13 protein-coding genes are annotated in these 13999 nt (G+C 74.6%); 8 read left to right on the top strand and 5 right to left on the bottom strand.

Features of this window, described 5'->3' with window-relative positions; genetic code table 11:
* Positions 1–38: 38 nt before the first annotated feature.
* Positions 39–1247: a flavin-containing monooxygenase gene (locus ACH4C6_RS25910; RefSeq protein ID WP_398110981.1), complete on the bottom strand. Its 1209-nt coding sequence runs from the start codon at positions 1245–1247 to the stop codon at positions 39–41.
* Positions 1248–1491: 244 nt separating this feature from the next.
* On the opposite strand from ACH4C6_RS25910, the gene ACH4C6_RS25915 reads away from it, so the two are divergent.
* The 3 genes from ACH4C6_RS25915 (at position 1492) to ACH4C6_RS25925 (ending at position 2576) form a co-directional block, all read left to right on the top strand.
* Positions 1492–2109, top strand: a complete 618-nt coding sequence (locus tag ACH4C6_RS25915) for a GNAT family N-acetyltransferase (RefSeq protein WP_398110982.1) — start codon at positions 1492–1494, stop codon at positions 2107–2109.
* Positions 2110–2190: 81 nt separating this feature from the next.
* The gene (locus tag ACH4C6_RS25920; RefSeq protein ID WP_398110983.1) at positions 2191–2409 is read left to right on the top strand and encodes a DUF4287 domain-containing protein; all 219 of its coding nucleotides are present in this window, start codon (positions 2191–2193) and stop codon (positions 2407–2409) included.
* Between the two features lie 44 nt (positions 2410–2453).
* A complete protein-coding gene (locus tag ACH4C6_RS25925) occupies positions 2454–2576 on the top strand; it encodes a GNAT family N-acetyltransferase (RefSeq protein ID WP_398110984.1) in 123 nt (40 codons plus the stop codon).
* Between the two features lie 31 nt (positions 2577–2607).
* Here ACH4C6_RS25925 and ACH4C6_RS25930 read toward each other — a convergent pair whose 3' ends face one another.
* From ACH4C6_RS25930 to ACH4C6_RS25940, 3 genes are all read right to left on the bottom strand, one after another.
* Positions 2608–3288: a pyridoxal 5'-phosphate synthase gene (locus ACH4C6_RS25930; RefSeq protein WP_398110985.1), complete on the bottom strand. Its 681-nt coding sequence runs from the start codon at positions 3286–3288 to the stop codon at positions 2608–2610.
* Positions 3289–3372: 84 nt separating this feature from the next.
* Positions 3373–3798 carry a pyridoxamine 5'-phosphate oxidase family protein gene (locus ACH4C6_RS25935; protein WP_398110986.1) on the bottom strand — a complete coding sequence of 142 codons (426 nt, stop codon included), beginning with the start codon at positions 3796–3798 and terminating at the stop codon, positions 3373–3375.
* A gap of 148 nt (positions 3799–3946) precedes the next feature.
* Positions 3947–4576, bottom strand: coding sequence for a TetR family transcriptional regulator (locus ACH4C6_RS25940; protein WP_398111144.1), 630 nt, complete (start codon positions 4574–4576; stop codon positions 3947–3949).
* 134 nt (positions 4577–4710) lie between these two features.
* Here ACH4C6_RS25940 and ACH4C6_RS25945 point away from each other — a divergent pair, with 134 nt between their 5' ends.
* From ACH4C6_RS25945 to ACH4C6_RS25965, 5 genes are all read left to right on the top strand, one after another.
* Positions 4711–5433 carry a VOC family protein gene (locus ACH4C6_RS25945; protein WP_398110987.1) on the top strand — a complete coding sequence of 241 codons (723 nt, stop codon included), beginning with the start codon at positions 4711–4713 and terminating at the stop codon, positions 5431–5433.
* A 192-nt stretch (positions 5434–5625) separates the two neighbouring features.
* Positions 5626–8001: a PQQ-binding-like beta-propeller repeat protein gene (locus ACH4C6_RS25950; protein WP_398110988.1), complete on the top strand. Its 2376-nt coding sequence runs from the start codon at positions 5626–5628 to the stop codon at positions 7999–8001.
* A gap of 207 nt (positions 8002–8208) precedes the next feature.
* A complete protein-coding gene (locus ACH4C6_RS25955; RefSeq protein WP_398110989.1) occupies positions 8209–8769 on the top strand; it encodes a hypothetical protein in 561 nt (186 codons plus the stop codon).
* Between the two features lie 160 nt (positions 8770–8929).
* A complete protein-coding gene (locus ACH4C6_RS25960) occupies positions 8930–11908 on the top strand; it encodes a BTAD domain-containing putative transcriptional regulator (protein WP_398110990.1) in 2979 nt (992 codons plus the stop codon).
* Positions 11909–12122: 214 nt separating this feature from the next.
* Positions 12123–12296, top strand: a complete 174-nt coding sequence (locus ACH4C6_RS25965; RefSeq protein ID WP_398110991.1) for a hypothetical protein — start codon at positions 12123–12125, stop codon at positions 12294–12296.
* 132 nt (positions 12297–12428) lie between these two features.
* Here the strand turns inward: ACH4C6_RS25965 and ACH4C6_RS25970 are convergent, their stop codons facing one another.
* Positions 12429–13943, bottom strand: coding sequence for a CehA/McbA family metallohydrolase (locus ACH4C6_RS25970; RefSeq protein ID WP_398111145.1), 1515 nt, complete (start codon positions 13941–13943; stop codon positions 12429–12431).
* Positions 13944–13999 lie beyond the last annotated feature (56 nt).

Below are 13999 nucleotides of genomic sequence, written 5' to 3' on the forward strand. Positions count from 1 at the left end.
ACGGCTGCTCCTCCGAGCCTGTCGTGACGAGCGGCGGGTCAGCGTGGGAGGCGGGCGGCCCGGCCCGCCTCGTTCCTCGCGACGGCCTTCGCGATGCGCACCGCGTCGATCGCCATCTCGCGTAGGTTGCCGCTGATCGGGTTGGTGAAGCCGGTGAAGTAGAGGCCGGGGGCGGTCCTCGGGGCGCGGGGGCCGTGCGCCACCGGTCTGCCGCGGGCGTCCAGCACGTCGAGGTGCCCGACCAGGTCCTCCAGGGCGCGGACGTACCCCGTGGCGGCGATCACCGCGTCGGGGGAGATCCGCGAGCCGTCGGCCAGCAGCACCCCGCCGTCCTCCTCGAAGCCGTCCACGGCGGCGACGATCTCGACCCTGCCCTTGCGCACCGCGTCGATGAGCCCCACGTCCTGCACCGGGATCGCCCCCTGCTTCACGCGGCTGTACAGGCCCGTGTCGGGGCGCGGCAGGCCGTGGGCCGACAGGTCGGGCACGGCCACCCTGGCCTGCACCCGGCTGATCCGGTCGACGAGGCCGACCGGCAGGCGGCGGACCAGGACGCCGCTGTACTGGGCGGCCCACCCGGCGGTCGACCGGCGCACGATGTGCGGAACGGTGCGCACGGCCAGCCGGACCCGGGCGGCACCGCTCTCCACCAGGTCCACCGCGATCTCGGCCCCGGTGTTGCCGACGCCGACCACGAGGACGTCCCGGTCGGCGTAGGGCTTGCCGTTGCGGTACTCCCCGGCGTGCAGGAACTCCCCGGGCCAGGACGCCCGGCCGGGCCAGGACGGCACGCGCGGGGTGTGGTTGAAGCCGGTCGCGACGACCACCGCGGCGCCGGTCAGCTCGCGGCCGCCGGTGGCGTGCAGCAGCCAGCCCGTGCCGTCGGGGGCGCGTTCGATGCGGGAGACCTCGACGCCGGTGACGATCTCCAGGCGGTGGTGCTCGGCGTACTTCTCCAGGTAGCGCACCACGTCGTCGCGGGACACCCAGCGCCCGAAGCGGCGGGGCATCGGCAGGCCGGGCAGGGCGGACAGCCGGCGGGTGGTGTGCAGGTGCAGCCGGTCGTAGTGGCGGCGCCAGGACGCTCCGACCCGGTCGGACTTCTCCAGGACGACGGCCCGCACGCCCCGGGCGCGCAGCGCGTACGCGGCGGCGAGCCCGCCGGGGCCGCCTCCGACGACGTAGACGGGGCGGTCGGACGGCGCGGGCTGCGCCGAGGAGTGGGTGGGGGGTGAGGAGTCGGCCATGAGCGCGAGCGTAATCACGGACCCGCTTGATGGGTCTCGGTCAAGACCGGAATTGGTTTCGGATTGATCACGCCTGTAGGGGGAGCGGGTGGGCCCGGTGGCGCAACAGGCCCGGTTGTGGCGGCCCGGTGACCGATTCCGGGGACGTCCGCGTTTCGGTCGCACCCGGGGGAGACACCGGTCGTGAAGCCCTTCCCACCTCGCGGGGCGGGTGCCCGCGGGTCCCACGCGCTTGAATGGCCCCATGGCCCCCACACGTGACCACGCACTCCCCGAACTGACCGGCTACGGACTGCACTTGCGCCCCTGGGACCCCGGTTCCGGCTCCGACGTGGACCTCTGGCTGCGCGGGCTGCGGGACCCGGAGTTCCGGCGGTGGAACACCCCGCTGCGGCCCGTCACGGACCGCAGGAGCGCCCGGGAGTCCCTGCTGGCGCGCGAGCAGAGCGCGGCGGAGGGCACCTCGCTGTCGTTCCGGATCGCGGACGCGCACAGCGGTGCCGTGCTCGGCCACATCGGCGTCAACGAGATCAAGTACCACCTGCGGTTCGCCCGCGTCGGCTACTGGGTCCTGCCCGAGGCCCGCGGCCGGGGCGTCGCGACCCGGGCCCTGCTGCTCGCGGCACGCTGGGCGTTCACGGAACTGCGGTTGCACCGACTCGAGTTGGACCACGCCGTCGGCCACGAGGCGTCCTGCCGGATCGCCGAGCGCTGCGGATTCGCCTACGAGGGAACCCTGCGCGGAGCGATCTTCGAGGAGGACCGGCACGACGCCTTCCGGGACGCCCATCTGCACGCCCGGCTCGCCACGGACCCCGACCCCGGGGCAGCGGGGACCACACGCACGGGCGGCGAGGTGTGACGCGGGTCACCGGCGCCGGGCGATGAGGACCGCGCGGGCCGCCGGTCGTATCCGGTGACCGCAGACGAAGGGACACCCGAGATGACCGCACCCGTGAAGGGCCCGGCGAGCTACTTCCCCGCCATCGAGAAGAAGTACGGCCGGCCGGTGGCCGCATGGCAGCAGCTCATCCGCTCCTCTCCGCTGACCCGGCACATGGACCTGGTCGGCTGGCTGAAGACCGAACACGGCCTGGGGCACGGCCACGCCAACGCACTGGTGGCCCACACCCTCGCCGAGGACGCGAAGAAGCAGGGCTGAGCCCGCGGAAATGCGAGGGCGCCGCGAGGCGGCCCGGCGGCACCATGAGGCATGGTGCGGCCGAGGTGGTCCTCTTCACCGACCTCGCCGACCCGACCAGCAACGGGCTCTACCAGCGCCTCGGCTACCGGCCGGTCGCGGACTTCGCGGTGTACGACTTCACCTGACGGCGACGCGCGGGCGCCTGCCGCGGGCGTCTCACGGCCAGAGCAGCTCGCGCGCCCAGGAGTCCCGCAGGCCCTCCGGGGTCTCCCGCCGGTAGCGGAGGCGGACGTGCCGGCGCCGCTCGTCCCCCTGGAAGAACTCGACCTCCTCGGGGCGCAGCCGGTAGAGGGTCCAGGACGGGACGGGGGCCGCGGGGTCCGCGGCGGCCCGCTCCCACGCCGCCTCCGAGGCCCCGGCCAGCTCGTCCAGGGACGGCAGGACCTCGCTCTGGTGCCCGGTCAGCGCCGCCGCCAGCGCCCCGGTGGAACGGGCGTGGAGGTCGCCCTGGGCCTCCTCGGCCGGCGCCGCCGACACGGGCCCGCGCACCCGGACCTGGCGGCCGAGCACCGGCCAGTAGAAGCAGAGCGCGGCATACGGCCGGGCGGCGAGCTGGCGGCCCTTGCGGCTGCCGTCGTGCGAGGCGAACGACCAGCCGTCGGCGTCCGCGCCGTGCAGCATCACGATCCGCACGTCGGGCAGGCCGGAGGCGTCCGAGGTCGCCAGGGACATGGTGTGCGGCTCGGTCTGGCCGGCCGACACCGCCGCGGCGAACCACTCGGCGAACAGCGGCAGCGGGGTGGCGGGCGCGGTGTCCGGGTCGAAGGGCGCAAGCGCGGTGACCTGCGGATCCCAGACCCGCAGGGTCCGCAGCAGCTCGTGGAGATCGGATGCCATCCCCCGATTCTCACCCCGCGGGCCCCGGCGCACCCCCCGGGGGCCTGCGGGACCCCGGGACCCCGGGCCCCCGCAGGCCCGGTGTCAGACCTGGCCGAGGTCCGAGGAGACCCAGCGCTCCGGCCGCATCCGCACGACCACCTGTTCCCCGTGGTTCTTCCAGGCGAAGTCCACGTAGCCGTCGACCTTGTCGGCCGGCAGGTAGCGGGCCGAGATCTCCCTCAGCTGTTCACGCGTCGCGGGGACCGTCTCGAGCACCGGGCCCTCCACCGACACGTACCGGATGGTGGGCTCCAGGCGGTCCACCAGCAGGGAGAACCGGCCCGCCGCGCCGATCAGTTGGTTCTTGCGCGAGTCCAGGCCGGTCATGATCCAGACCTCACCACCGGGCTCGTACCCGTACCAGATCGGCACCGTGAGCGGGGCGCGGCCCGGGCCCGCGTCGACCGCCAGCGCGGCGACGTGCGGCTCGGCCAGGAACTGTTCGCGCTCTTCGCGGGTCAGGGCCATCGCGGTCTCCTTCGGGCAGGAAGCTGGGATACCGGGGCAACGCCCGCGCGAGGAGCGGCTGTTCCCGGAAACGGCGGCGGGCGGCGGTCCACCGCAGTGGATCGCCGCCCGCCAGACAGGACGTGACAGGTGTGCGTGCCGTCGCCGGCTACTTCGTCGGCTTGCGGCCCGTGACCCCCAGGTACACCAGCAGGGCGAGGTTGGGCTTCAGATCGGCCTGCTTCACGCCGGGGAAGCCCTTCTGGTGGGACGCCACGGCCGCGAGCATCGCGACCAGCGAACCGGCCATGGCCGCCGGGTTCACGTCCTTGTCGACGCGGCCCTTGGACTGCAACTCCGTGACGGCGCCCGCGAGGGAGGTGTTGACCGAGTTGAGGATCTTCGCGCGGAGCTTGGAGAAGCGCTTGTCGCCCTCGGCGGCACCCAGGTCCACCACCCGGAGGATCGCGTCGTTCTGCCGCCAGAACTCCAGGAAACCGTCGACGAGTTCCTGGGCCGTCTGCCAGCCGGCCTTCCCCGCCCAGGAGCGGCCCTCCAGCGTCTCGGTCAACGAGGCGCTCTCGGCGGCCATTTGCTCGGCGATCTCCAGGACCGCGCCCTCGACGTCCGGGAAGTACTGGTAGAACGTCGCGGGCGAAGTGCCCGCCTTGCGTGCGACATCGATGACCTTGACGTCCCGGTAGGGGGAGGAGCTGAGCATCTCGCTGAGGCAGTCGAGCAGCTTCTGCCGGGTCGCCTGCCCACGCCGGCCGGCCACGCGGCCGTCGACGGTACGCACTTGTCCTGTCATGCCGTCAGCTTACCGACGCGTGATCGGGGCGCTATTCGGCCGACTGCAAATGGGGTGCGGGAGGGTTCGGGGGCCGGTGTGCCTGGTCTGCGGGCTGCGGCCGGCCCGGTTACGTTGGCGACATGGCCGAAAACAGGGCATCGGTGTACGCGGAGGGCGTCCCCTGCTGGGTGGACGCGCAGCTCCCCGACGTCGAGGCGGGCAAGCGGTTCTACGGGGACCTCTTCGGGTGGACCTTCGAGGACTGGTTCGGCCCGTTCGCGCGGGCGCTGAAGGGCGGCGAGCCCGTGGCCGGGCTGGTGCGCAAGATGGACGGCCGGCTGCCCTCCGTCTGGACGGTGTACTTCGCCACCCCCGACGCGGCGGCCCTGGCCCGGCGCGTGCGGGAGGCGGGCGGGCAGGTCGTCTCGGCGCCGGTGCCGGCCGGTGACCTCGGGGTCGCGGCGCTGGTCACCGACCCGGAGGGCGCCGTCTTCGCCCTGTGGCAGCCCGGTGAGCACCCGGGCTTCGGCGTGCGGCACGAGCCCGGGACGTTCGCCTGGACCGAGCTGTACACCCGGGACACCGAGGCGGCCAACGCCTTCTACGGCGACCTCTTCCACGAGGCCCTGTTCGGGCCGGACGCCGACCCCGACGTCGGCCGCGCGCCCGTGTCCGACGTGTTCCCGGCGGAGATGCCGCCCCACTTCCTCGTGCACTTCGCCGTCGAGGACGTGCCGGCCGCGGTGGAGGACGTGACCCGCCTCGGCGGACGCGTCCAGGCCCCGCCCTTCCGCGCCTCCTACGGCACCGTCGCCGTCGTCACCGACGACCAGGGGGCGTCGTTCGCGTTGCTGCACCGCTGACCCGGCTGTGATTGGTCTGCATTTGGTGGCCTGTGGTCGGACACATCCCAATTGTCACCGGGTTCGCCACCGCGGCCCGGGCCAGGAAGAATCAGGGTGCGTGCCGCCATGGCGGTGCGGTGGTGAGACGCTGCACGGGGTCGCGTGGAAGATGTGGCTTGGCGCGGCTCGTACGGGGAGGTGGCAGGCAGAGTGGTGGATCAGCTGACGCAGCACGATCCGCGGCGGATCGGGCCGTTCGAGGTGCTGGGACGGCTGGGTGCCGGCGGCATGGGGCTGGTCTATCTCGCGCGCTCGGCGTCGGGCCGGCGCGTGGCGATCAAGACCGTCCGGACGGAGCTGGCCGAGGACCAGCTGTTCCGGGTCCGCTTCACGCGCGAGGTGGAGGCCGCCCGGGCGGTCTCCGGCTTCTACACGGCCGCCGTCGTGGACGCCGATCCCCGTGCCGCCGTGCCCTGGCTGGCCACCGCGTACGTCCCGGCGCCCTCCCTCGAGGAGATAGTGAACGACTGCGGGCCGCTGCCGGCCCAGGCGGTGCGCTGGCTGGCCGCGGGTGTGGCCGAGGCGTTGCAGTCGATCCACGGTGCCGGGCTGGTGCACCGCGACCTCAAGCCCTCGAACGTCCTCGTCGTCGAGGACGGCCCCCGCGTGATCGACTTCGGCATCGCGTCCGGTGTGTCGAACACCCGTCTGACGATGACGAACGTCGCCGTCGGCACCCCCGCCTACATGTCACCCGAGCAGGCCAAGGACTCCCGCAGCGTCACCGGCGCCAGCGACGTGTTCTCGCTCGGCTCGATGCTGGTGTTCGCCGCCACCGGGCACCCGCCCTTCCACGGGGCCAACCCGGTCGAGACGGTCTTCATGCTGCTGCGCGAGGGGCCGGACCTGGAAGGGCTCCCCGACGAGCTGCGTCCGCTCATCGAGTCCTGCATGCAGATGGACCCCACGGCCCGCCCCAACCCCGCCGACCTCCAGGCCCAGCTCGCCCCGCACCTGTTCGGCTCCGGCTCCGACGACAGCGGCACGGCCTCCGCGTGGCTGCCCGAGCGGGCCGTCGGCCTGATCGAGTCCCGGCGCAACGGCCGCCCGGCCGGCAAGCCCGCCGCCGGCCGCGGCGGCGGACGCCCGGCCCCGGGTCCCGCGCCCATCCCGCCCCCGCCGTCGCACGACCCGGTCGTGCCGTCCCCCGCGCCGGTGCCCGCCCCCGTCGGCGCCCCGGACACCGGCCCCGTCCGGCTCGCCGGCGCCCAGGTGCCCATCGGCCCGGGTCCGCGCGTCGCCGACGTCCGCGCCGCGGCCGTGCAGGCGCCCCCTCCGGAGGCGGCCCTCGCCGCCTCCTGGTCCAAGCCCCGCCCCGGCGTCAACGGCACGGACCCCGCCGTGGGCCCCGCCGTCGCCGCGCCGCCGGCCCCGGCGGCACCGCCCGAGCAGGCCGGCGGCTGGCGGCCCTGGCGCTTCCGCATGTCCAACGACGTCTGGGGCACGCCCTCGGTCGCCGGCGACCTCGTCTACGTCACCTCCTTCGAGGTGCACGCCCTGGACGTCGCCACCGGCCGCCGCCGCTTCAAGACCCGCGACGTCGCCTGGTCCATGGCGGTCGCCGACCACCGCATCCACGCCTCCGACGGCCCCACGCTGTTCGCCCTGGACGCCCGCGAGGGCGCCGACCTGTGGCGGTTGCAGACCGACGCCTGGGTCTACTCCCTCAAGGCCGAGCGCGGCACCGTCGTCACCGGCACCCGCGGCGGCGGCGTCCAGGGCTGGGAGGCCTCCACCGGGCAGAAGCTGTGGGAGACCACCGGCTGCCAGAGCGACTTCGAGTCCCCCGAGGCCGGGCCCGCCCTGCACGACGGCACGGTCTACGTCTGGCAGGACGCCCGGCTGCGCGCCCTGGACGCCCGCACCGGTGACGAGCGCTGGTCGTACCCGATCGGCGACGCGGCCTCCTGCGGCGGAGTCCCGGTGCGGATCGCCCCGGGGAGCGACGGGTACGTGTACGTGAGCGCCGGCACCCGCGTGCTCGCCCTCGACGTGGCGGCCGGACACGTGAAGTGGCACTTCGAGGCGCCGGCCGTCTTCCTCTGCCCGCCTGCCTTCGTCCCGGGACCGGCCGTGACCGGCGGCGGCGTCTACCTCGCCGACTACCTCGGCACGGTCTACGCCCTCGACGCCACCGACGGCCGCGACCGCTGGCGCATCGCCACCGAGTCCCGTGCCTCCGTCGAGCCCGTCCTGGTCGCCGCCGGACACGTCCACGTGGGCAGCGGCAAGGGCCTCTACACCCTCGACGCGGTCACCGGCACGCCCAAGTGGCGCTTCCAGGCGGGCGGCGACATCGTCGGCGCCCCCTCGGTCGCCGAGGGGCGGATCCACTTCGGCTCCACCGACCACCTGCTCTACACCCTCAAGGCCGACGACGGCCGGCTGCGCTGGAAGCTCGCCACCGGCGGCGAGATCACCGGCTCCCCGGTGGTCCGGGACGGGGTGGTGTACGCGTGCAGCAAGGACCGCTGCGTGTACGCGCTGGACGCGGAGAAGGGCACCGGAACGGCCCGCACGGCCTGACGCCGGGCCGGGGGACGGCCGTCGCACCGGTGCACGGAAGGGGTTCCGGGCGGCGGCCGCCGCTCGGCGGGAGACGGCGTGGAACCGGCTCCACGCCCGACGCTACGCCGGGTACGCACCGGTCGCCAGGCAGTGACATGACCGTGACAGGCGATCACTAGGCTGTCCGCCATGCGAATTCGGGGGCGTGCGCTCAGGTACACAGCCGTGTCGGCTCTGGTGGTGCTGGCACTGACCGGCTTCTCCTCGGGCCGGGGCCGCGGCGGCGGGCACGGCGGTGACGGAGGCGGCGGCGGATGCAGCAGCTCCAGCCAGGACCACGACAGTTCCCGCTCGTCCAGCTCGGGCGGCGCGTACGGTTCGGGCGGCTCCTACGGCTCCGACGACCCGTACGACGATGACGACGACTACGGGTCCACAGGCGGCGGTTCCTACAATCGCCGGCCGAACTACGGTTCCACACCGACCTCTTCGCCCGGCTCGGGCCGCGGCAAGGACCTGGAGGACGGCACGGCGCGCCTGGTGAGCTGCGCGACACCGTCCGCCCCGTACGCGACCGTCGAGGTGAGCAACCCCAACGCCCGCAAGGCCACGTTCACCGTCTGGGTCACCTTCACCGACGACAGCGGCGACACCGTCGTGACCGGGTCGGCGGACGTCGCGGTGCGCGGTGACGACGAGGCGACCGTCCGGGTCGAGGTGGACGCGGACCTGGTGGACTCGGTCGCCGACTGCCGGGCCGACCGCGAGGCCCTCGTCGACGACTGAGCGCCCACGGAACCGGGGCGACCGCCCGCCGGGTGCGAAGAGAATGTGCGGACCGGGCAACTCCCGTGCGCTGCCCTGTGATCGGCGTCTCCCACGGCTGACGTATCCACCGCGTACAAGGCAGACTGGCGTGGTTGCTCAGGATGTCGAGGGGGACTGCATGGACGGTGTACCGGTCGGTGTGCCGCGCGTACCGGAGCAGCGGCGTTCCGACTCCTCGCCGGAGTCACCGGTGCCGCCCGCGGCGCTGCGCTTCAGCGTGCTCGGCCCCGTGCGCGCCTGGCGCGGCGAGGAGCCGATCACCACCGGCTCCCCCCAGCAACGCGCCCTGCTGGCCGCCCTCCTGCTGCGCGAGGGCCGTACGGCCACCGCCGCCGAGCTGATCGACGCCCTGTGGGGCGAGGAGCCGCCCTCGCAGGCCCTGGCCGCGCTGCGCACGTACGCCTCCCGGCTGCGCAAGGTCCTCGACCCGGGCGTCCTGGTGAGCGAGTCGGGCGGCTACGCGGTACGGGACCTCGCCGAGGGCGCCCTGGACCTGGCCGTCGCCCGGGACCTGGCGACCGAGGCCGACAAGGCCCGCTCCGCCGGGGACCTGTGCCACGCACGCACCACGCTGCGCCGCGCCCTGGCCCTGTGGGACGGCGAGACACTGGCCGGCGTCCCGGGCCCGTACGCGGAGGCCCAGCGCACCCGCCTGGAGGAGTGGCGGCTGCAACTCCTCGAAGCCCGCCTGGACATGGACCTGGAGCAGGGCCGTCACGCCGAGGCCGTCTCCGAACTCACCGCCCTCACCGCCGCGCACCCCCTGCGCGAGCGGCTGCGCGAGCTGCTGATGCTGGCCCTGTACCGCAGCGGCCGGCAGGCCGAGGCCCTGGCCGTGTACGCCGACACCCGGCGCCTGCTCGCCGACGAACTCGGCGTGGACCCCCGCCCCGGCCTCAGCGAGCTCCAGCAGCGGATCCTGCGCGCGGACCCGGGCCTCGCGGAGCCCTCCTCACCGGCCCCCGAGCCGGCCGCCGTCCCGCTCCGCCCGGCGCAACTGCCCGCCACTGTCCCCGACTTCACCGGACGAAACGCCTTCGTGCGGGAACTGGGCGACATCCTGGCCTCCGCCGAGGGCCGCGTCATGGCGGTCTCGGCCCTGGCGGGCATCGGCGGGGTCGGCAAGACCACCCTCGCCGTGCACGTCGCCCACCGGGCGCGCTCGGCGTTCCCCGACGGGCAGCTGTACGTCGACCTCCAGGGCGCCGGGGCCCGGGCGGCGGAGCCGGAGACGGTCCTCGGTTCCTTCCTGCGCGCCCTCGGCACGGCCGACTCGGCGATCCCCGACTCCCTGGAGGAGCGCGCGGCCCTGTACCGCTCGGTGCTGGCCGGCCGCCGCGTCCTGGTCCTGCTGGACAACGCCCGCGACGCGGCACAGGTGCGCCCGCTCCTGCCCGGCACCGACGGCTGCGCCGCGCTGGTCACCTCCCGGGTGCGGATGGTGGACCTGGCGGGCGCGCACCTGGTCGACCTGGACGTGATGTCCCCGGACGAGGCACTGGCGCTGTTCACGCGGATCGTGGGCGAGGAGCGGGTCGCGTCCGAGCGCAAGGCCGCCCTGGACGTCGTCGCCGCCTGCGGTTTCCTCCCGCTGGCCATCCGCATCGCCGCGTCCCGGCTGGCCGCGCGCCGCACCTGGACGGTCTCCGTCCTCGCGGCGAAGCTCGCCGACGAGCGCCGCCGCCTGGACGAACTCCAGGCCGGGGACCTGGCGGTGAAGGCCACGTTCGAGCTGGGCTACGGCCAGCTGGAGCCCGCCCAGGCCCGCGCGTTCCGCCTGCTGGGCCTGGCCGACGGGCCGGACATCTCCCTCGCGGCGGCGGCCGCGGTCCTGGACCTGCCGGTGGAGGACACCGAGGACCTGCTGGAGTCGCTGGTCGACACGTCCCTCCTCGAGTCGGCGGCCCCCGGCCGCTACCGCTTCCACGACCTGGTCCGGCTCTACGCGCGTGCGTGCGCGGAACGCGACGAGCAGCCCCCGGGCGAACGCGAGGCGGCCCTGTCCCGGCTGCTGGACTTCTACCTGGTGTCGGCGGCGGGCGTCTACGCGATCGAACGCCCCGGGGACCGGCTGGTCGACCACCTGGAGGCCGCCTCGTACCCCGGCCTGCGCTTCGAGGACCGGCACACCGCGCAGGACTGGCTGTACGCGGAGGCGATCTGCCTCTTGGCCCACGTACGGCAGTCGGCCGGCCTGCCGCGGACCCTCCCGCGCGCCATCGACCTGCTGTGGGCGGCCCACGACCTGTCCGAGTCGGGGGCCAACTCCAAGGAGTACGAGGCCACGGCCACGGCGCTGCTCGACGCGGCCCGCGAGCACGGACTGCACCGGGCGGAGGCACGGGCGCTGATGACGCTCGTCAACGTCCACCACGTGAGCGGGCGTTTCGAACGGGCCGACGAGGAGGCGGAGCGGGCCATCCAGCTCGCCCGGGAGGCCGACGACCTGCTGCCCGTGTGCTGGGCGCGCAACGCGCGCGGCATCATCGCGCTCTACCAGAACCGCCACGAGGACGGCGAGGAGCACCTCTCGCGGGCCATCGAGCACTTCCGGGCCCTGGGCGACCGGCCCGGCGAGGCCGCCGCCCTGTGCAACCTCTCCCGCATCCGCCTGGCGACCGGGCGGACCCAGAGCGCGGTGGCGCTGGCCCAGGAGGGCATCGCCATCTACGACGCCATGGGCAACTCGATGCGCGGTGCCAACGCCCGCTACGCCCTCGGGCTCGCCCTCACGCAGAGCGGGGAGCTGCGCGAGGCGGCCGGACGGCTCCAGGAGGCGCTGGAGGTGTTCCGCGACAGCAGGCAGCGGCTGTGGGAGGGCATGAGCCTGTTCCGGCTGGCCGAGGTGGACCTCGCCGCCCGGCGCCCCGCCCAGGCGGCGGCCAACGCCGAGATGGCCCTCACCGTGCTGCGCGGGATCGGCGGCGAGTGGCGCCGGGGCAACGTCCTCACCGTCCTCGGACGCGCGCTCAGCGGCCTCGACCAGACGGGACGGGCCCAGGTCTGCTGGCAGGAGGCGGCCGGCATCTACGAGGAACTGGGCTCGCCGGAGGCCGCCGAGGTGCGGGCCCTGCTGACGCCGGTACGGGCGGCCTGAGGTCCGCTCCGGGGCGTTCATCGTTCGTTTATCGCCCTGCGCGATGATTCTTCTCGGTCGATCCGTCGCGTCGGGGGGCAGACGGGTCGCCGCACGGGCCTCGCACCGGCAACCGGGCGAGCCGCCCGGGCGGGCCCGTCCGGTCGTCCTCGGGGGAGTGACCGGCCGGGCCCGCCGACCCCACCGCCTGATCCGTGAAGGGAAGTCGAGGACCATGGGTGACGAGCTGAAGCCGCAGGACCTGCACGCGACCGACGAGCCGCTGGAGACGAAGGACCTGCACGCCACGAACGAGCCGCTGAAGCCGCAGGACCTGCACGCGACCGGCGAGCCGCTGGAGACGAAGGACCTGCACGCCACGTCGGAGCCGTTCAAGCCGACCAAGTAGGCCATTCGACGGGGGAGTTCGGGGGCACCCGGGGGAGACCGGCCGCGGCGGCGCGGAGGGGACGCCGTCGCGGCCGGTCGGTGTGTCCGCCGGACCGCACCGGCCGGTGGCCCCGGCGCGGTCGCCGCGCGCTCACCCGGTGCGGCGGCCCAGGAAGATCGGGTTGGTGAACGCCGCGAGCGGCCCTGGCACCGGGCCAGCGGCCGCCTCGTGCCGCAACTCCGCCCGCACGTACGCCGCGTGGGACGGCGTGGTGCGCCACTCGACCGTGCCCGCGCCGGACACCGGCAGCGGGTCACTGGTGTGCAGCACGCCCTGGTCGGTGACGAAGCGGACCGTGCAGCGCGGGGCGCCGGTGACCTCCAGGCGGACGGTGACCGGGGTGTCCCGGCCGACGCCGAGCCGCTCGCCGATGCCCGCGTGCTCGCCGCGCCCGCCGGACGCGCGGAACGCCAGGGAGACCCGGGCCGACTCGGCGACGTAGGACCGGCCCGCGCGGATGCCCTCCTGGACGGCCTCCCGGGTCAGGTCGTCGGCCAGCACGACCGTCTGCGGGCTGCCCACGGCGTCGGGGGCGCGGTGGGCGTCGCTGCTGCCCATGGCCGGGATCCAGTCGCGTCCGTCCCGCACGGACGCCACCAGCATGCTGTCCCAGTCGGCCAGGGCGACCTCGTCGTCGGGCGTGCAGGGGCCGTTCCACACCTCGACGGCGTCGGCCTCGCCGAAGCCGAACTTCCAGTTGCAGCCGATGCAGGTGGCGTGCGGGTGGGCCGGGACGACCAGGCCGCCGGCCCGCCTGACCTGGCGGGCGAACCGGCCGAAGCGGTTGTCGCGGGCCCGGTAGCGCCAGTCGACGAAGGTGCCGGGGTCGGTGCCGAGCGCGACGACGTGTCCGTTGCGGGTGGTGATCTCCTCGCCCAGCATGACCAGCAGGTCGTCCCCGGCCACGTCGGCCCAGTGGGCGTGCGCGCTGTGGGTGTTGTGCTCCGAGGAGTTGATGAAGTCCAGGCCGGCCGCGCGGGCCAGCTCCCCGATCTCGGCCGGGGTGCGGCGCCCGTCGGAGTGCCAGGAGTGCAGGTGGCAGTCACCGCGGTACCAGGCCCGCCCGCGCCCCACGGCCCGCTCGGACGGGTACACCGGCCGGACGGCCGCGCCCGGCTCGCCGTACGTCAGCGTCACCGTGATCGCGTACGACAGTCCCTGTGGGGCGACGGTGTAGGGGCCGAGCGCGATGTGCCAGGTGCCCTCGCGCACCGGGCCCGGGAGGTAGCCGGGCGTGGCCTCGTCCGCCCGGATGAAGAACTCGGTGCGTGCCCCGCCCGACCAGCCGCGAAAGCCCCGGCCGCCCAGCTCGGTGCCGCGCTCGTCGAAGACGCCGATGTCGAGGGCGTTGCCCGGGGTGCCGGCCGGGACGGAGGGCCGGTCGTAGGTGTAGGCGACCTTCAGCTCCCGGACCCCGGCCGGGACCTCGACCGGCACGTACACGAAGTCCGGGGCGCCGGGAGGCAGCGTGCCGCGCACCGTCCTGCTCTCCGGCCGCCCGCCGGCCGCTGAAGCGAAGCTCACGCCTCCCAACGTAAGCGCGGCGGCCGCTCCCGTCACGAACAGGGCCCGCCGGCCGAGTCCGCCCTGCTGGTCCTCGCACATGCTGCTGCTCCCCGGTGTGGTCGGTGACACGGCACGGATGGTGCGGGGGTGGGGCG

The organism is Streptomyces sp. NPDC017943 (assembly GCF_044328425.1).
Lineage (GTDB): Bacteria > Actinomycetota > Actinomycetes > Streptomycetales > Streptomycetaceae > Streptomyces > Streptomyces djakartensis_A.